The following is a 15,866-nucleotide window of genomic DNA, read 5'->3' as shown; positions in this document are numbered from 1 at the left end:
CGGCAGTGCAGGTCAAGAAGGTTCTAACGTACGCAGCCATAGCGTTTGTGGCTTTCTACCTGTTCACCAGACCGGCTGACGCAGCCAGCGCGGTCAAGGGAGCAATGGACACTGTGGTGAATGCCGCGGATTCGCTGGCTCTATTCTTCACGAAGCTGACATGAGGCTGGTGACCCACGGGGACTCTGCTCCGGCGTCGGTCAACCGTTACCTTCTCCCCCAAGAGCACCAGGTCATCATGGTACGCCGCCATCCGGCGGTGCTGTTACGGCCGGTCGCCGAGGTCTTCGGCGGCTTGATCCTGGCGGGGCTCCTCAGCAAGTGGCTCGGTGAGAGTTCCGGCTCGCAGGCGTTGGTGATCGTCTGGTGGGCCTGGCTGCTCTTATTGATCCGCTTCGTGTGGAAGGTAGCGGAGTGGTCGGTCGACTACTTCGTGGTGACCTCCAAGCGCATGTTGCTGACCAGAGGTCTCATCACGCGGCGGGTCGACATGATGCCCCTCGGCAAGGTCACCGACATGAGCTTCCAGCGGTCGCTGCTCGGTCGCATGCTCGGGTACGGCGAGTTCGTGCTGGAGTCGGCCGGCCAGGACCAGGCGCTGTCGACGGTCCCCTACATCCCCTATCCGGAGACTCTGTACCTGGAGGTCTGCCAGATGCTCTTTCCGGGTTCAAACGACGACGATTAGTGATGATTCGTCCGGAATCCCGAGGTGTGAGACATGGCTCTCCCTCGGGATTCTTGACGTGGGTATACCCGATTCGGCTCCTTCGTGCCATCATGGCGGAACCATTGACCAAATCCTCGCCCTAAGAGATCACATGCCGAGTCAGGGAACCATCGGTGACCGCGTCCGCGGATTGCGGCTGAGCAGGCGTATGTCTCAGGCCCAGTTGGCTGGACCCGACCTATCCGACAGTTATGTCTCTCTCATCGAGTCCGGCAAGCGCACGCCGACGCCGGTCGTGGCCCGTCTGCTCGCCGAGCGGCTCGGGTGCACCACCGAGTTCCTCCTGCACGGGATCGAGCCGCGCCAGCGGATCGACACCGAGCTCGGGTTGCGCCATGCCGAGTTGGAGCTCAACCACGGCGACCCCGCGCTGGCCGCCGAGCGCTTCGGCGAGATCGTCCGCGCCGCCGGTGAGGACAACGCGCTCCTCGCGGCGCACGCACGGCTCGGCCGCGCTCGCGCGCTGGAGGCACAGGGCAAGATCGGCAGCGCCGTCGAGGCGTACGAGCGGCTCCGCCGTGAGGCCGCCGCGCACCCCGAGCGCCTGGCCGACCTTCCGCTGACCGTGGCGCTGTGCCGCTGCTACCAGAGAGCGGGTGACGTCCTGCGTGCGCGTGACCTCGGCACGCAGGCGCTGGAGCAGGTCACGCGGCTCCCCCTCGTCCACGGTGACGTGGCCGTCGACCTCGCCGCCGCGCTCGCGGAGGCCGAGATCGGCCTGTCGTACGTCGAGCAGGTGCTCGCCTCGACCGGCGTGCCGGTCCCCGACGACCGCACCACCGAGATCCTCTCCCTGTGGCAGGCCAGCGTGTCCGCCGCGGAGGGTGAGGATTCCGCGCTCGCCGTGCGGTTCGCCGACGACGCGCTCGCCGCCGGCCGTCCCGCCAGGATCGCCACCCGCATGGCCCAGGTGGCCACGCGCTGGGCCGAGCTGTCGGCGGCCCAGGGCAACGTCCAGGCCGACGAGTTCGACCGTCTGGTCTCGGGTGCGAGCGAGGTCTTCTCGGCACTGCCCGCCGCCGCGGCGGAGCACGGCCGCAGCCTCATCGTGCTGGCCAGGCTCAGGTTGAAGTCCGGCGACCACGTCGACGCGTCCCGCCTCGCGGGCCGCGCGCTCACGTTGCTGGCGGACGGCCCGGTGGCCGTCTCCGCCACGGCGCACCTGGTGCAGGCCGAGGCGGCGTTGGCACGGTCCGACGGCGACCCCGCGTCCAGCCTGCGGCAGGCCGTGGCCCTGCTGACCGCCGCCCCCACGACAGGAACGGTCCGCGACCGCGAGGTCGCCCGGGTCTGGCGTGAGCTCGGCGATCTGTGGGGAAGGGCCGGTCATCGTGATCAGCAGGCGCGAGCGTATCGTAGGGCACTCGAAGCGGTCGGAGTGAGGTCGACCGTCGCCGGTGTCGTGACAGCGGCGGTGTTCGCCAGGTAGGCCTCCATCTCCCGCGCTTTCTCGGATTTGGCGCTGAGGCACGGGAATAACTAAGGTCAACCAATCATTGACTCGTGGGATGATTGGTTACCTCGGAGGAGGCAGACTGTGAGTCTGCGTACGGCACAGCGGGCTTCCCTCGTCGATCAGGTGATCGAGCAGCTGAAGGATCAGATCACCTCGGGGTCCTGGCAGATGCATGCCAAGATCCCGACCGAGACGGTGCTCGCCGAGCAGCTCGGAGTCGGGCGCAACACCGTCAGAGAGGCGGTGCGCGCCCTCACCCACGCGGGTCTGCTGGAATGCCGCCAGGGCGACGGCACGTACGTCCGGGCCACCAGCGAGCTGTCGGGGGCGATGGCGCGCCGCCTGCGCGCGGCCGAGCACATGGAGATCCTCGAGGTGCGCCGCGCACTGGAGATCGAGGCGGCCAAGCTCGCCGCGGTGCGCCGCACCGAGGGTGACATCGAGCTCATCGAGGCGGCCCTGAAGCGCCGCGACCAGGCCTGGATGGCCGCCGACACCGACACGTTCGTCGAGGCGGACCTGGCCTTCCACATCGCCGTGGTCGAGGCCACCCACAACCGGGTGCTCATCGACCTCTACAAGGACTTCTCCACCGCTCTGCGCGCCAGCATCGCCGCGGCCGGCGCACCGCTCGCGGGCCACATCCCGCACGACGCCATCGCACGCGCCATCGCCGACGGCGACGCGGCCGCGGCCGAGCGCGCCGGGCACGCCTGCATGGAGCACATCGCCATCGCCCTCACCGAGGGAGAGCAGGACTAGGCCCGCGCCTCAGGCGAGCCGCAGGGACATGACCAGGTAGCGGAACGCCGGATCGTCGTCGTGGTCGGTGACGAGGACCGGCCGCGTCGGGGACGCCATGTTGAGCCGCACGTCCTCGGTCTCGACGCCGGCGAGGCCGTCCAGCAGGAAGTGCGGCTGGAAGGCGATCTGGAGCTCCTCGCCGTCGAGCTCGGCGGGGAGCGCCTCGGCGCCGCGGCCGATGTCGCCGCCGCCGGCCTGGACCAGCACCTGGCTTCTGGTGAACGACAGCCGGACCGGGGTGTGGCGCTCGGCGACGAGGGCCACCCGCTTGACTGCCTCCACGAACGGCGCGACCTTCAGCACGGCCGTGATGGGCCACTCGTCGCTGAGCCTGGAACGGTAGTCGATGAACTGCTCGTCCATCAGGCGCACGGTGGTCGAACGACCCGCGCACTCGAACCCGGCGATGCCGTCGCCGAACCCGACGGTCACCTCGCCGGCCCGCAGGGAACGGGCCACATCGGCGATCACGCGCGCGGGAACCATGGCCGACAGCCGCTGACCGGACGTCTCCGGGTGCCACAGGAAGTCCCTGGCCGCGATGCGGTAACGGTCGGTGGCCGCCAGCGAGACGTCGACGTCGTCCACGTCCACCCGCACACCGGTGAGCATCGGCAGCGAATTGTCCCTGCTGGCCGCGACGGCGACCTGTCCGACGGCCGCGGCGAACACACCGCCGCCGACGGACCCGGCCGCCGGTGGCATCGCCGGGAGCGTCGGGAAATCGTCCACCGGCAGGGTGAGCAGGCCGAACTCCGTGCTGCCACAGGTGAGCACCGCCTCGCCGCCGGCGGTGACGATCTCGACCGGCTCACCGGGAAGGCTCTTGGTGATCTCGGCCAGCACCCGCCCCGGAATCACCGCCGTGCCGGGCTCGGCGACGTCCGCCTCGACGAAGGCCCTTGCCGAGACGTCGTAGTCGAACACCGACAGCGTCACCCCGCCGTCCGACGCCTCCAGCATGATCCCCGACAACACCGGCACCGCCGGCCGCCCCGGCAGCGACCGCGCACACCACGCCACCGCGTCGGCCAGCACATCTCGGTCCACCTGGAACTTCACGCTGATTCATCCCCTCCGGAACGTCCGTCACCGCAAAGGTAACGCGCGACACAGACAATTGACGTCCAAGCGGCAACTCACTGCGAGTTCGCCTCCGGCACGACGACCCCGGCTACTTCCTTGTGCCGTTCAGATAGGTGAGGACGGCGAGGACACGGCGGTTGTCGTCGTCGGAGACGGCGAGGTCGAGCTTGGTGAAGATGGCGGCGGTGTGCTTGGCGACGGCGCTCTCGCTGAGGAACAGCCGCTGCGCGATGGCGGCGTTGGAACGGCCCTCGGCCATGAGTCCCAGCACTTCGCGCTCGCGAGAGGTGAGCCGGCCCAGGGGCTCGTCGCGCGCGTTGCTGGCGAGGAGCCGTGCGATGACGTCGGGGTCCATGGCGGTGCCGCCCCCCGCCACGCGGCGCACGGCGTCCACGAACTGGCCGGCGTTGAAGACGCGGTCCTTCAGCAGGTAGCCGACACCGCCGGTGCCGTCGGCCAGCAACTCGCGAGCGTAGAGCTGCTCCACATGCTGGGAAAGCACCAGCACCGGCAGGCCGGGGATCTTCCGCCGGGCCGCGAGTGCCGCCTGCAGTCCCTCGTCGGTGAACGTCGGCGGCAGGCGCACGTCCACCACGGCCACCTCGGGCCGCTCGACCAGCAGGGCCTTCAGCAGCTCCGGCCCGGACTCCACCGCCGCGACGATCTCGAATCCGTGGGCCGTGAGCAGGTTGACCAGGCCGTCCCTCAGCAGGAACAGGTCTTCCGCGATGACGACTCTCACGTGATCGTTCCCAGCTCCGCTCGTTTCGCCATGCGCAGGCTCTGCATGCCGAAACCCACCATAACCAGCCCGAGGGAGATCATGCCGATGATCACCGGCCACTGCAGCGGCTCCGGCATGTACAGCGCGAGGAACCAGCTGCGCTCCGGCACCCCGAAGATCTTCAGCCCGGCCGCGGCCAGGCCCTGCGGGAACAATGGCAGCCAGAACAGCCCCCACGAGAGGTTCATCAGGCGGCGCCGCCACACCGGCAGCGCCTCGCACGGCTCGCCTGGGAAGGCCCGCGGGATCTCGACCGTCGCCATGGTGGGCCCGCCTGCGGGGCTGCGCATCGCGAGCACACCGTCGAAGGCGGCCAGCCGGCGTTCGATGCCGCGCAACCCGCTGCCCTTCGCCGGGTCGGCGCCGCCGTGGCCGTCGTCGATGACGGTGACACGCAGAGCGGGGCCGCGGTGACTGATGTCCACGGTGACCGATCGCGCGCCGGAGTGCCGGCCCGCGTTGGCCACGAGTTCACTGATCACGAAGTACGCGGCCGACTCGACGGGTGCCTCCGGCCGGCGCGGCAGATCGACCGCCACCGTGATGTCGAGCGAACTGTCCAGCGCGAGAGCCCGCACGGCGTCACCGAGACCGCGCTCGGCGAGCACCGGCGGATGGATGCCCCGCACGAGCTGCCGCAGCTCCGTGAGGGAGGCGGCGGACGCCTCACGCACCTTGGCGATGAGGGCCTTGGCGGCGGCGGGGTCGCTCTCGACCAGTTCCTCGGCCGCGCCGAGGGTCATGCCGATGGCCACGAGACGCGCCTGCGCGCCGTCGTGCAGGTCACGCTCGATGCGCCGCAACTCCGTCGCCTGCGCGTCCACCACCTCGGTGCGTGACCGGTCCAGATGACGCAGCTGACGGTCAAGACGGGCCCGCACCGTGGGCCGCAGCAACACGCGGGTCCACCGTGCGTGCAGCTCAGGAGTGTTGACGGCCACCCACGGCACCAAGGCGAGCAGGAGAAGGCCGATGACGACCTGCGTCAGGCCGAGCGTGGCGATGAGCGCGACACCACCGGCGAGCATCAGCAGCGGCGCCGCCGCGATCGTGAGACCCACCACAGGGTCGCACACCAGCCATGCGTAGTCGCGCCAGGTCGCCGGGTCGCCGACCATCCAGGTGAACTCACGGTTGAATCGCGGGACGAGAGACGTCCGGTAGCGCAGCGGTCCTTCCCGGTACCACCCGTCGCGGTCCGGCAGAGGCGGCGGCGGTGCCGGACGGTACGGCGACGCGACGCCGTTCCCCGACCACGACTTCGCCATCGCACGTGCCTGACCCGCACGCGAGCGGACCATCCGCACGCTGGTCGGGAAGAGGAACACCAGCCCGAGCCCGAAGGTCAGCAGCAGGAGTGCCAGAGCCGGCACCACCACCACGAGGTTGGCGAGCGCGAGCATCACCAGCACCATGCTGCGGCCGAGCCCGGCGAACGTGCGAAGAACCATAGCCCCAGTGTGCGGCACCGGCACCGCGAGGTCATTGGACGTGGCCCCCCGGTGGGGGTGTATCCAGGTACACCCCCACCGGGGACGCAAGCGCATTCCGGCCGCGGTGGCCCCGCTTCTACCGTCGATGCCATGGACATCATCGAGATCACCGGCCTGCGCAAGCGGTACGGGGGGCGGACGGCGGTCGACGACGTCTCGTTCGGCGTCGCCGAAGGCGAGGTGTTCGGCATCGTCGGCCGCAACGGCGCGGGCAAGACCACGACGGTCGAGTGCGTCGCGGGCCTGCGGGTGCCGGACGCCGGCACCGTCAGCGTCGCGGGCCTCGACCCGCGTGCGGACCAGGCGGAGCTGCGCCGCACCCTCGGCGTGCAGCTCCAGGACTGCACGCTGCCGGACAAGCTGAGGGTCGGCGAGGCACTGCGCCTTTATGCGTCCTTCTACGAGCATCCCGCCGACTGGCGCACCCTGATGGAAGAGGTCGGCCTCGGCTCCAGACAGCACACGGCGTTCGCCAAGCTGTCCGGCGGCCAGCGCCAGCGTCTGTCCATCGCGCTGGCCCTCGTCGGCGCGCCACGAGTGGCGATCCTGGACGAGCTCACGACCGGCCTGGACCCCAAGGCGCGCAGAGAGACGTGGGAGCTCATCGAGCAGGTCAAGGCACGCGGCGTCACGATCCTGTTGGTCACCCATTTCATGGAGGAGGCCGAGCGGCTCTGCGACCGCGTCGCGGTCCTGGACGGCGGACGGGTGGCCGCCGTCGACACCCCCGAAGGCCTGATCGCCAGGGTGGACGGCAGCCACCGGCTGCGCTTCCGCGCGTCACCGGAGGCCGGTCCCGTCCTGCGATCGCTTCCCGAGGCGGTGACCGTCGGCGTGGAGGGTGACCGCTTCACCGTGACCGGCACAGGCGACCTCCTGCTGTCGGTGGTCACCGCACTCGCGGCCCATCACATCGCGCCAAGGGACTTCACGATGGACCGCGCGACCCTGGACGACGCCTTCCTGGCCCTGACAGGACACACCCCCCACCAGACCGACGAGAGGTCGACGACCAGGGACACACGCGGCACGGCCGACCCAGGCGCCGGTGCCACCCGCGGCACGGAGCCCGGGGGCAAGAGGCCGATGGTCCAAGACGCACACGGCAGCGCCGGCGCGCAAGGCGACAGCACTCTGGAGGAGAGATGAGCATGGCCACACCGGTCAGGTCCTCCGCGACCGCGGAGGGCTCGGAGCCGGTCGGTCGGCGGCGGCGCGTGGGGGGCACGCGCATGTTGCTGCTGACCGAGACGCTGATCTATCTGCGGGAGCCGATGACGACGTTCGTCACGCTTGTCCTGCCTCTCGGGTTGTTGCTGGGGCTCGGCCTGACGATCCCCGACTTTCGCGTCCCGCTGCCGGATTTCGGGGGCCAGCGGGTCGTGGACACTCAACTGCCCGCCATGATGATCATCTTGTCGGTCGCGGCGTCGGCTTTCAGCGCGATCCCCGCGGCACTCGCCACGTACCGCGAGCGTGGCATCCTGCGCAGGTTGTCGGTCACCCCTCTCCCACCTTCCCGGCTGCTCGGGGTGCAGCTCGTGATCAACCTGGCGTCCGCCGTGGTCGCGGCCACGCTGACCATCGTCGTGGGCCGTCTGCTGCTCGGCTCACGGATCCCGGTCCAGCTCGGCTGGTTCGTGGTGTCGTTCGTGCTCGGCGTCTGCGCGATGTTCGCCATCGGGCTGCTGCTCGCCGCCGTGGTGCCGGGAAGCCGCGCGGCCGGCGGCGTCGGCGCTCTGGTGATGTTCCCCCTGCTGTTCCTCGGCGGCATGTGGGTCCCGAGGGAGACGATGCCCGAGGTCCTGCGCCAGATCAGCGGCTTCACCCCCACCGGCGCCTTCGGCCAGACGTTGCGCGACGCCTGGGCCGGTACGACGCCTGAACCGCTCCACCTGGCCGTGCTCGCCGCCTGGCTCCTGCTGGCGAGCGTCGCGGCGGCCCGCCTGTTCCGCTGGGAATGACCTGCCCGCGACCCCGGCCGCGGATGACCCGGATCACGTCCAGGTCACCCGCGGTCACCTCGCGGCACCGCCGGCGTACCGGCCCACCGGCGGCGTACCGGCGGCGTACCGGCGGCGTACCGGCGGCGTACCGGCGGCGTACCGGCGGCGTACCGGCGGCGTACCGGCGGCGTACCGGCGGCGTACCGGCGGCGTACCGGCGGCGTACCGGCGGCGCAGCCGACATGTCGGTGACGTGGTCGGCCCGTTCGCGAAACTCCGGGAGCCGGAGGCGTGGGACATGGGGGGTCAGTCGCCGATGAGGCGGCGGGGGCCGGGCCCCTGGCGGCCCAGGTCGTCGCCGGGGTTGATCAAGGGGCAGCGGTCCAGGGACATGCAGCCGCAGCCGATGCAGTCGCTGAAGTCATCCCTTATCTGCTGAAGGCGGCGGATGCGCTGGTCCAGTTCGTCCCGCCACACCTCCGACATGCGCCGCCAGTCGGCGCGGGTCGGCACATGATCCGGCGGGAAGGTGGCGAGCACTGCCGCTATGTCCGCCAGGGGGATGCCCACCCGTTGCGCCATACGGATCAGCGCCACCCGCCGCAGCATGTCCCGGCGGTACCGCCGCTGGTTACCCGCCGTCCGACGGCTGCTGATCAGTCCCTGCCGCTCGTAGAAGTGCAACGCGGACACCGCCACACCGCTACGCGCCGCCAACTCCCCCACGGTGAGCTCGAAGCTGATCCCGTTCACGCGCGCACCCACCGATCACCGTTCGCGGACCTCAACCATACTCAAGGACGATACGGAGGAGGGGTCGTGTCAGCAGGGAACGGCCGGGAGCCGGCCGGCGGCGAACATCGTCGGAGTTACGTGCACGACTTCGCGGAACTCCGCGGTCATGTGTGACTGGTCGTGGTAGCCGGCGTCGCCGGCCAGACGGCTCACCACCCTGAAAGAACGATGAGACGCCGTCAACCGGGACCGGCGAGCGCGGTGGGAGGCGCCGGACGACTGATCAGTGCGGCGCCATGTCCACGAAGCGGCTGTAATGGCCCTGGAAGGCGACCGTCACCGTCGCCGTGGGGCCGTTACGGTGCTTGGCCACGATGAGGTCGGCCTCCCCGGCACGTGGTGACTCGCGCTCGTAGGCGTCCTCGCGGTGCAGGAGGATCACGACGTCCGCGTCCTGCTCGATGCTGCCGGATTCGCGTAGGTCCGACACCTGGGGTCGCTTGTCGGTGCGTTGCTCGGGGCCGCGGTTGAGCTGGGAGATGGCGATGACCGGGACCTCCAGCTCCTTGGCGAGGAGCTTGAGCGCACGGGAGATCTCGGAGACCTCCTGCTGACGGCTCTCGGTCTTCTTCGGCGAGCTCATCAGCTGGAGGTAGTCGACGATGACGAAACGCAGGTCGTGGCGCTGTTTGAGCCGGCGGCACTTGGCGCGGATCTCCATCATCGACATGTTGGGGGAGTCGTCGATGAACAGAGGGGCCTCGGCGACCTCGCTCATGCGGCGCGCGAGCCGGGTCCAGTCGTCGTCGTTCATGGTGCCGGCGCGCATGCTGTGCAGCGCGACACGAGCCTCGGCGGACAGCAGGCGCATGGTGATCTCGTTGCGGGACATCTCCAGCGAGAACACCACCGTCGTCATGTGGTGCCTGATGGCGGCGGACCGCGCGAAGTCCAGGCCGAGCGTGCTGTTGTGCGTCGGCACGCAGGACCGTCCCGCGAGGTACATGTGGTCGGCGTTGTCCACCTCGACGCAGCGGACCGGCCGGGACGGCACCGGCCGCACCGCCACCACCCGCCGGACTCGCCGCGACTCCCCCGTGACCTCGGCCACCGTGAGGCACACCGCCTGTCGGGGTGCCGAGACGCCGTGCACGGCCAGGGTCCGCAGCGTGGCGGTGGCACCGAGGCTCAGTGCGAGCTCGTGTACGTCCTCGGCGAGGCCGGGCCGCTCGAAGTCCAGCTCGACCACATCGCCGTCCCGCCGTCCCGCGACGGCGCACAGAGCCGCGAGCAGTTCCCGCCGCTGGGTCTCGGAGCCGCGAAGGTAGGCACGGGGGACACGCTTCAGCGAGCCGAACCGTGCCGCGAGCGCTGAGGCCGGCTCAGGCAGGTCCTGAGCCGGCAGCACGAACGGCGCGGCCGGCTCGACGAGAACGTCGCGTCCTGGCAGGACGGCGGCGATCTGGTCCGTGGTGAGGACGACGGAGCGCGCGGCGGACCGCACAGCGGGGAGCGTGAGGCCGGGGCCGAACTCGCCGGTGTGCACGTCACCGGGCTCGATCCGAGAAGGACCGGCCTGCTCGGGGGTGAGCACGGGTACGGCAGCGGCGCCGGACGCGACCGAAACGGCACCACGAGGAAGTGGGACGAGCGCCGGGACGGTGACGCGCCACTGGTGGAGCGCGTCGGCGACGATGACGGTGCCGTCGTCGAACTCCACCTCGTGACAGGGACGGCCGTGCAGTACGCCGGTGGCGGCCACGACGCGGGTGGGGCGGCCGTCGGCGCCGATGAGCAGGTCGCCGGGGGTGACCTCCCCCATCGTCGTCCAGCCGCCGGGGGTCGGCAGCGGGGTGTCGAGGGCCAGTGCCTTGCCGATGGCGGGACGTGCGGCGACCACGATCATCTGGCCGGGATGCAGGCCGTTCATCAGCGCGTCGAGGTCCTGGAAGCCGGTGGGGACCCCGACCATCTGGCCGCTGCGGCTGCCGATGGCCTCGATCTCGTCCAGCGCTCCCGGCATGATCTCCGACAGCGGCCGGTAGTCCTCGCTGGTGCGCCGCTCGGTCACCGCGTAGATCTCGGCCTGCGCACGGTCGACCAGCTCGTCGACCTCTTCGTTCTGACCGCCGTAACCGTAGGACACGATGCGGGTGCCGGCCTCGATGAGCCGCCGCAGGATCGCCTGCTCCCGCACGATCTTGGCGTAGTAGCCGGCGTTGGCCGCGGTGGGGACGACGGCGGTGAGGGTGTGCACGTACGCGCCGCCGCCGACCCTGGCTATCTCGCCGCGTTTGGACAGCTCACCGAAGACCGTCACGGCGTCCGCGGGCTCGCCGCGGCCGTACAGGTCGAGGATGGCGTCGTAGATGATCTGGTGGGCCGGCCGGTAGAAGTCGTCGGAGCGCACCACCTCGACCACGTCGGCGATGGCGTCCTTGGACAGCAGCATGCCGCCGAGGACCGACTGCTCGGCCTCGATGTTGGCGGGTGGTGTGCGCTCGAACGGTGTTTCGAACGACGGGGCGATCTCGCTGCTCATCCCGGCGCCCCTCCTTGAACCCACCGGCACCCCCGAGGTGGCCGGGGTGACAGTTTGGCCCTTTCCGCGAGAACCGGCAACGTGTCCTGTAGACAAGGCTGTGGATAACGTGTGGACTTCTCGCCTCAGGGTGTGGGTGAGCTGGGGACAACTCTGTGGATAACTCAGAGGCCGTTGTGCACAACCCATACTGAGCAGCGGAAACCGTATCCACCGGCTGTGGAGAAAAGAAAGTCGGCCCGACACGCCGCCGATGGCCCACCCCGGGTGCGGACCACGCAGACGTAAGGGGCAAAATAACCTAGTGGCCCTTACATCGCGTGCGGACGGCCGAGAGATCCTCCGCCTCGCCGTCCCCGCGTTCGGCGCGCTGATCGCCGAACCCCTGTTCATCCTCGCCGACTACGCGATCGTAGGCCGTCTCGGCACCACCGCGCTCGGCGCGCTCGGCATCGCCGGCGCGGCGATCACGACCCTGGTGAACATCTGCGTCTTCCTCGCCTACGGCACCACGGCCGCGGTGGCCCGCCAGGCGGGGGCCGGCGACCTGCCACGCGCCGTGAAACAAGGTGTGGACGGCCTGTGGCTGGCCATCACCATCGGCGCCGTCCTGATCGCGGTGTGCTGGCCGCTCGCTCCATGGATGGTCGAACTGTTCGGCGCCACCCCGGACGTCGCCGGTCAGGCCGTCACCTATCTGCGGATCAGCCTCATCGGCACCCCCGCCATGCTCGTCATCCTCGCCGGCACCGGCGTGCTGCGCGGGTTGCGCGACACCGTCACGACCCTGACCGTGTCCATCGGCTCCTTCACGCTGAACGCCGTGCTGAACGCCGTCTTCGTGCTCGGGTTCGGCTGGGGCATCGCCGGGTCGGCCTGGGGCACGGTGCTCGCGCAGACCGCCGGAGCGGCCGTCTACCTCGCGACCGTGGTCCGGGCCGCGCGACGGCACCGCGTGCCGGTACGGCCCGACCTCGCCGGGATCCGGGCCAGCGGGACGGCCGGCATCGCGCTGCTGATCCGGACCGTCTGCATGCGGATCGTGCTGCTCGTCGCCACCGGCGCCGCCACCCGCATGGGTGACGCACCGCTCGCGGCGCACGCCATCGCCACCCAGATCTGGACCCTGACGGCGTTCGCCCTCGACGCCATCGCGATCGCCGGCCAGGCCATCACCGGGCACGCGCTCGGCGCGGGGGACGTGCGCCGCACCAGGGCCGCGACCCGCACCATGGTGATCTGGGGTATCGGGTACGGCGTGGTGCTCGGCCTGCTCATCCTGCCGCTCGCACCGGTCATCCCGCACCTGTTCGGCGCGGAGCCCGCCGTGGCCGAACACCTGGTTTCGGTGTTGTGGCTGGTGGCGCTGCTGCAACCTCTGGCCGGGCTGGTGTTCGTGCTCGACGGCGTGCTCATCGGCGCGGGTGACCGCCGCTACCTGGCCTGGGCCTCGGCCGCCACCACCGTCGTGTACCTGCCGGCCGCCTACCTCGTCACCCACCTCGGCGGCGGACTCGTGGCCCTTTGGGCCGCTCTGGCACTGTGGATGGCCGCCAGAGCGTGCACCCTGTCCCTCAGGGCCAACGGCCACGCCTGGCTCGTCACCGGCGCTTGAGAGGCGGACATGCCGCGACCCCTCACCGGCGGGGCCGGAAAGGGGTCGCGGGCCGAGCGTTTCTCACCGCGGGACGGCGAGAGCCGAGCTCAGGAGCCGAGGACCTCGACGTCGAGGCTGGCGGAGACCTCCGGGTGGAGGCGGACGGACACCCGGTGGGAGCCGACGCTCTTGATCGCGTTGTTGATCTCGATGCGGCGGCGGTCCAGCGAGGGGCCACCCGCGGCCTTCACCGCGTCGGCGATGTCGCCGGTGGTCACCGAGCCGAACAGCCGGCCGGAGTCGCCGGCCCGGGTGCGCAGCGTCACCCGCAGGTTGCCGAGGCGACCCGCGACCTCCTTGGCGGTGTCCAGGTCACGGATCTCGCGGGCCGAGCGGGCCTTCTTGATCGACTGGATCTGCTTCTCGCCGCCGCGGGTCCACAGCAGCGCGTACCCACGGGGGATGAGGTAGTTACGGCCGTAGCCGTCCTTGACCTCGACGACATCACCCGGGGCGCCGAGGCCCGTGACCTCGGTGGTCAGAATGAGCTTCATGTCTTCCGGCCTCCCGTCAGCGCGCCGTGCTCGTGTACGGCAGCAGGGCCATCTCACGAGCGTTCTTGATCGCGGTCGCCACGTCACGCTGGTGCTGGGTGCAGTTGCCCGTCACCCGGCGCGCACGGATCTTGCCACGGTCGGAGATGAACTTCCGCAGCAGCGCCGTGTCCTTGTAGTCGACGTAGGAGATCTTGTCGTGGCAGAACAGGCAAACCTTTTTCTTCGGCTTGCGCAGTGCCGGCTTCGCCATCGTGGTGCTCCTCCTGAAGAGCCCCGCTCACGCGGGAATGGTCGATATCGGTTACTGGATGTGGATGGAACGTGGATCAGAAAGGCGGTTCGTCGCTGAGGTCGCCACCCTGGGAGCCGCCGAAGCCGCCACCCTGGTTGTAGCCGCCACCACCCTGCGAGCCGCCGCCGTAGCCGCCGCCACCGCCGCCGAAGCCGCCACCGGACGGCGCCGGCGTGGCCGAGGCCCACGGGTCGTCGGACCCGCCGAAGCCGCCGCCACCGCCGCCGCCACCCTGACGCGAGGTCTTGTTGACCTTGCAGGTGGCGTTACGCAGGGACGGGCCGACCTCGTCGACCTCGACCTCGTAGACGGTGCGCTTCTCGCCTTCCTTGGTCTCGTACGACCGCTGGCGCAGCCGCCCCTGGACGATGACCCGCATGCCACGCTGAAGGCTCTCGGCGACGTTCTCCGCCGCCTGGCGCCAGACGTTGCAGGTCAGGAAGAGGCTCTCGCCGTCCTTCCACTCGTTGGTCTGGCGGTCCATGAACCGAGGAGTGGACGCGATGCGGAACCGGGCCACGGCCTGCCCCGAAGGGGTGAAACGCAGCTCGGGGTCGTCGACAAGGTTGCCGACGATGGTAAGGGTGGTGTCGCCTGCTGCCATCGGTCGCTCTCGCCTTCGTGGGTGAATCTGCGCTGCTATCGCGCCCAGAGTACGGCCATCGTCCGACAAAAACCGGGCTTCGGCCGCACCGGCGGCGCGGCTCAGTGCACGTCGGGACGCAGCACCTTGGTCCGCAGGATGCCTTCGTTCAGGTTGAGCTGACGGTCGAGCTCCTTGACGGTCGCCGGCGCGGCGGTGACGTCGATGACGGCGTAGATGCCCTCGGACTTCTTGATGATGTCGTACGCGAGACGGCGACGTCCCCAGACGTCGACCTTCTCCACGGTGCCGCCGTCGTTGCGCACCACCGTGAGGAACTGGTCGAGCGAGGGAGCGACCGTGCGCTCGTCGAGGGACGGGTCGAGGATGACCATGAGCTCGTAACGGCGCATAGGACTTCCAACCTCCTCTGGACTCTGCGGTCACGACACCATGCCGTGACAGGAGGACGCTGACGTCGTCGCCCCGCCTTCGGAGGCGGTGCGGTGATCGCGCGGTGACGACACGCGCACAACTTGCCGACGTAGCTCGGACGAGTCTACCAGCGACCCGCCACCACCCGGCGACGCTCAGGTGCGTACGGCGAGAGCGAACCGGGAACGTCATGCCGAGAAGAGACAGTGAACGACAAAAGGGAGGAAGGAGGCGGCCGGCATGCCGCACACCATAGGCCCGCTGCGACTCAAGACCCCGAAGCTGACCCTCAACTCCGACGGCCGCAGGCATCCGCTGGAGAACGCACTCACCCTGACCGCGCTCGGTCTCGGCCTCGTGGCCCTGGTCTGCGGGCTCGTCACCCCGGCGCACGCCGCCGCGTCATGGGCCGGCGTGCTCGGCTTCCCGATCGGGCTCTACGCGCAGTACGTCTCGGCCACGACCGAGGAACGGTCGGTCAACATCGTGGCCATCATCATGTCCTTCGTGGGAGCCGCTCTCGGCATCTACCACGGAGGCTTCCTCTTCTAGGTGACAGGCGGGGCGCTGTCGAACACGCCCCGCCGGGGAGCCGCAGCGCCGTCATTTGCCACCGATGTGCAGGTCGACGCCGAGAAGGATCAGGAACCACAGGAAAACCGCGAGAAGCGCCTGCGCGATCTGCCTGAGCAGAGCGGGGGTGATGTAGTCGTGAACCCAAGCCACGTAAATGCCGATCAGGATGTAGATCAGCCCTAAAAGACTGACCCCGCGGCGGTAGTAGGCCACTTTTGTCTCCTATATGTCACGGTACGCGGGTCTCTTG

The 15,866-nt window shown here is 69.8% G+C and carries 18 protein-coding genes; 7 read left to right on the top strand and 11 right to left on the bottom strand.

The genetic code is table 11. From position 1 onward, the window contains the following. Positions 1-160 precede the first annotated feature (160 nt). The 3 genes from BJ992_RS00430 (at position 161) to BJ992_RS00420 (ending at position 2,948) form a co-directional block, all read left to right on the top strand. Positions 161-688, top strand: coding sequence for a PH domain-containing protein (locus BJ992_RS00430; RefSeq protein ID WP_184977966.1), 528 nt, complete (start codon positions 161-163; stop codon positions 686-688). Between the two features lie 133 nt (positions 689-821). After that, positions 822-2,159 (top strand): helix-turn-helix domain-containing protein, encoded by a 1,338-nt coding sequence (locus tag BJ992_RS00425; protein WP_184977965.1) that lies wholly within the window; start codon positions 822-824, stop codon positions 2,157-2,159. A gap of 108 nt (positions 2,160-2,267) precedes the next feature. Further along, complete coding sequence (locus BJ992_RS00420; protein ID WP_184977964.1) at positions 2,268-2,948, top strand: FCD domain-containing protein; 681 nt, start codon at positions 2,268-2,270, stop codon at positions 2,946-2,948. A gap of 9 nt (positions 2,949-2,957) precedes the next feature. On the opposite strand, the gene dnaN is transcribed toward BJ992_RS00420, so the two are convergent. The 3 genes from dnaN to BJ992_RS00405 all read right to left on the bottom strand — a co-directional run bounded on the left by dnaN (position 2,958) and on the right by BJ992_RS00405 (position 6,311). Continuing rightward, positions 2,958-4,052 carry a DNA polymerase III subunit beta gene (dnaN, locus tag BJ992_RS00415; RefSeq protein WP_184977963.1) on the bottom strand — a complete coding sequence of 365 codons (1,095 nt, stop codon included), beginning with the start codon at positions 4,050-4,052 and terminating at the stop codon, positions 2,958-2,960. Between the two features lie 112 nt (positions 4,053-4,164). Beyond that, positions 4,165-4,818, bottom strand: coding sequence for a LuxR C-terminal-related transcriptional regulator (locus BJ992_RS00410; RefSeq protein WP_184977962.1), 654 nt, complete (start codon positions 4,816-4,818; stop codon positions 4,165-4,167). Continuing rightward, positions 4,815-6,311, bottom strand: coding sequence for a histidine kinase (locus tag BJ992_RS00405; RefSeq protein WP_184977961.1), 1,497 nt, complete (start codon positions 6,309-6,311; stop codon positions 4,815-4,817). Before BJ992_RS00405 ends, BJ992_RS00410 begins: the two co-directional genes overlap by 4 nt. 132 nt (positions 6,312-6,443) lie before the next feature. Between BJ992_RS00405 and BJ992_RS00400 the strand changes: the two genes are divergently transcribed. Both BJ992_RS00400 and BJ992_RS00395 read left to right on the top strand, forming a co-directional pair. Next, positions 6,444-7,502 carry an ABC transporter ATP-binding protein gene (locus BJ992_RS00400; RefSeq protein WP_184977960.1) on the top strand — a complete coding sequence of 353 codons (1,059 nt, stop codon included), beginning with the start codon at positions 6,444-6,446 and terminating at the stop codon, positions 7,500-7,502. Positions 7,503-7,504: 2 nt separating this feature from the next. After that, complete coding sequence (locus BJ992_RS00395; RefSeq protein ID WP_246496481.1) at positions 7,505-8,317, top strand: ABC transporter permease; 813 nt, start codon at positions 7,505-7,507, stop codon at positions 8,315-8,317. Positions 8,318-8,371: 54 nt separating this feature from the next. On the opposite strand, the gene BJ992_RS00390 is transcribed toward BJ992_RS00395, so the two are convergent. The 3 genes from BJ992_RS00390 to dnaB all read right to left on the bottom strand — a co-directional run bounded on the left by BJ992_RS00390 (position 8,372) and on the right by dnaB (position 11,576). Next, positions 8,372-8,599: a hypothetical protein gene (locus BJ992_RS00390; RefSeq protein ID WP_184977959.1), complete on the bottom strand. Its 228-nt coding sequence runs from the start codon at positions 8,597-8,599 to the stop codon at positions 8,372-8,374. A 6-nt stretch (positions 8,600-8,605) separates the two neighbouring features. Continuing rightward, a complete protein-coding gene (gene soxR, locus BJ992_RS00385; RefSeq protein ID WP_343072432.1) occupies positions 8,606-9,052 on the bottom strand; it encodes a redox-sensitive transcriptional activator SoxR in 447 nt (148 codons plus the stop codon). A gap of 265 nt (positions 9,053-9,317) precedes the next feature. Further along, positions 9,318-11,576: a replicative DNA helicase gene (gene dnaB, locus BJ992_RS00380; RefSeq protein WP_184977957.1), complete on the bottom strand. Its 2,259-nt coding sequence runs from the start codon at positions 11,574-11,576 to the stop codon at positions 9,318-9,320. A 304-nt stretch (positions 11,577-11,880) separates the two neighbouring features. Here dnaB and BJ992_RS00375 point away from each other — a divergent pair, with 304 nt between their 5' ends. Next, positions 11,881-13,191, top strand: coding sequence for an MATE family efflux transporter (locus tag BJ992_RS00375; RefSeq protein ID WP_343072431.1), 1,311 nt, complete (start codon positions 11,881-11,883; stop codon positions 13,189-13,191). 89 nt (positions 13,192-13,280) lie between these two features. On the opposite strand, the gene rplI is transcribed toward BJ992_RS00375, so the two are convergent. The 4 genes from rplI to rpsF all read right to left on the bottom strand — a co-directional run bounded on the left by rplI (position 13,281) and on the right by rpsF (position 15,018). Beyond that, complete coding sequence (gene rplI / locus BJ992_RS00370) at positions 13,281-13,727, bottom strand: 50S ribosomal protein L9 (RefSeq protein ID WP_184977955.1); 447 nt, start codon at positions 13,725-13,727, stop codon at positions 13,281-13,283. A 16-nt stretch (positions 13,728-13,743) separates the two neighbouring features. Then, positions 13,744-13,980, bottom strand: a complete 237-nt coding sequence (gene rpsR / locus BJ992_RS00365) for a 30S ribosomal protein S18 (RefSeq protein WP_061256131.1) — start codon at positions 13,978-13,980, stop codon at positions 13,744-13,746. 76 nt (positions 13,981-14,056) lie between these two features. After that, entirely contained in the window at positions 14,057-14,626 is a 570-nt protein-coding gene (locus BJ992_RS00360) for a single-stranded DNA-binding protein (RefSeq protein ID WP_184977954.1), read from the bottom strand. Between the two features lie 101 nt (positions 14,627-14,727). Then, the gene (rpsF, locus tag BJ992_RS00355) at positions 14,728-15,018 is read right to left on the bottom strand and encodes a 30S ribosomal protein S6 (RefSeq protein ID WP_184977953.1); all 291 of its coding nucleotides are present in this window, start codon (positions 15,016-15,018) and stop codon (positions 14,728-14,730) included. 262 nt (positions 15,019-15,280) lie between these two features. Between rpsF and BJ992_RS00350 the strand changes: the two genes are divergently transcribed. Beyond that, the gene (locus BJ992_RS00350; protein WP_184977952.1) at positions 15,281-15,592 is read left to right on the top strand and encodes a hypothetical protein; all 312 of its coding nucleotides are present in this window, start codon (positions 15,281-15,283) and stop codon (positions 15,590-15,592) included. Positions 15,593-15,643: 51 nt separating this feature from the next. Here BJ992_RS00350 and BJ992_RS00345 read toward each other — a convergent pair whose 3' ends face one another. Beyond that, positions 15,644-15,829 carry a hypothetical protein gene (locus tag BJ992_RS00345; protein WP_184977951.1) on the bottom strand — a complete coding sequence of 62 codons (186 nt, stop codon included), beginning with the start codon at positions 15,827-15,829 and terminating at the stop codon, positions 15,644-15,646. Positions 15,830-15,866 lie beyond the last annotated feature (37 nt).

The organism is Sphaerisporangium rubeum (assembly GCF_014207705.1).
Lineage (GTDB): Bacteria > Actinomycetota > Actinomycetes > Streptosporangiales > Streptosporangiaceae > Sphaerisporangium > Sphaerisporangium rubeum.
Note: the sequence above shows the minus strand (reverse complement) of the source record. Positions and strands in the feature narration are given on the sequence as shown.

Coding starts and splice junctions, on each gene's coding strand:
- BJ992_RS00430 (WP_184977966.1), top strand. CDS start 161: ATGAGGCTGGTGACCCACGGGGACTCTGCTCCGGCGTCGGTCAACCGT.
- BJ992_RS00425 (WP_184977965.1), top strand. CDS start 822: ATGCCGAGTCAGGGAACCATCGGTGACCGCGTCCGCGGATTGCGGCTG.
- BJ992_RS00405 (WP_184977961.1), bottom strand. CDS start 6,311: ATGGTTCTTCGCACGTTCGCCGGGCTCGGCCGCAGCATGGTGCTGGTG.
- BJ992_RS00400 (WP_184977960.1), top strand. CDS start 6,444: ATGGACATCATCGAGATCACCGGCCTGCGCAAGCGGTACGGGGGGCGG.
- BJ992_RS00395 (WP_246496481.1), top strand. CDS start 7,505: ATGGCCACACCGGTCAGGTCCTCCGCGACCGCGGAGGGCTCGGAGCCG.
- BJ992_RS00390 (WP_184977959.1), bottom strand. CDS start 8,599: ATGTCCCACGCCTCCGGCTCCCGGAGTTTCGCGAACGGGCCGACCACG.
- dnaB (WP_184977957.1), bottom strand. CDS start 11,576: ATGAGCAGCGAGATCGCCCCGTCGTTCGAAACACCGTTCGAGCGCACA.
- rplI (WP_184977955.1), bottom strand. CDS start 13,727: ATGAAGCTCATTCTGACCACCGAGGTCACGGGCCTCGGCGCCCCGGGT.
- rpsR (WP_061256131.1), bottom strand. CDS start 13,980: ATGGCGAAGCCGGCACTGCGCAAGCCGAAGAAAAAGGTTTGCCTGTTC.
- BJ992_RS00360 (WP_184977954.1), bottom strand. CDS start 14,626: ATGGCAGCAGGCGACACCACCCTTACCATCGTCGGCAACCTTGTCGAC.
- rpsF (WP_184977953.1), bottom strand. CDS start 15,018: ATGCGCCGTTACGAGCTCATGGTCATCCTCGACCCGTCCCTCGACGAG.
- BJ992_RS00350 (WP_184977952.1), top strand. CDS start 15,281: ATGCCGCACACCATAGGCCCGCTGCGACTCAAGACCCCGAAGCTGACC.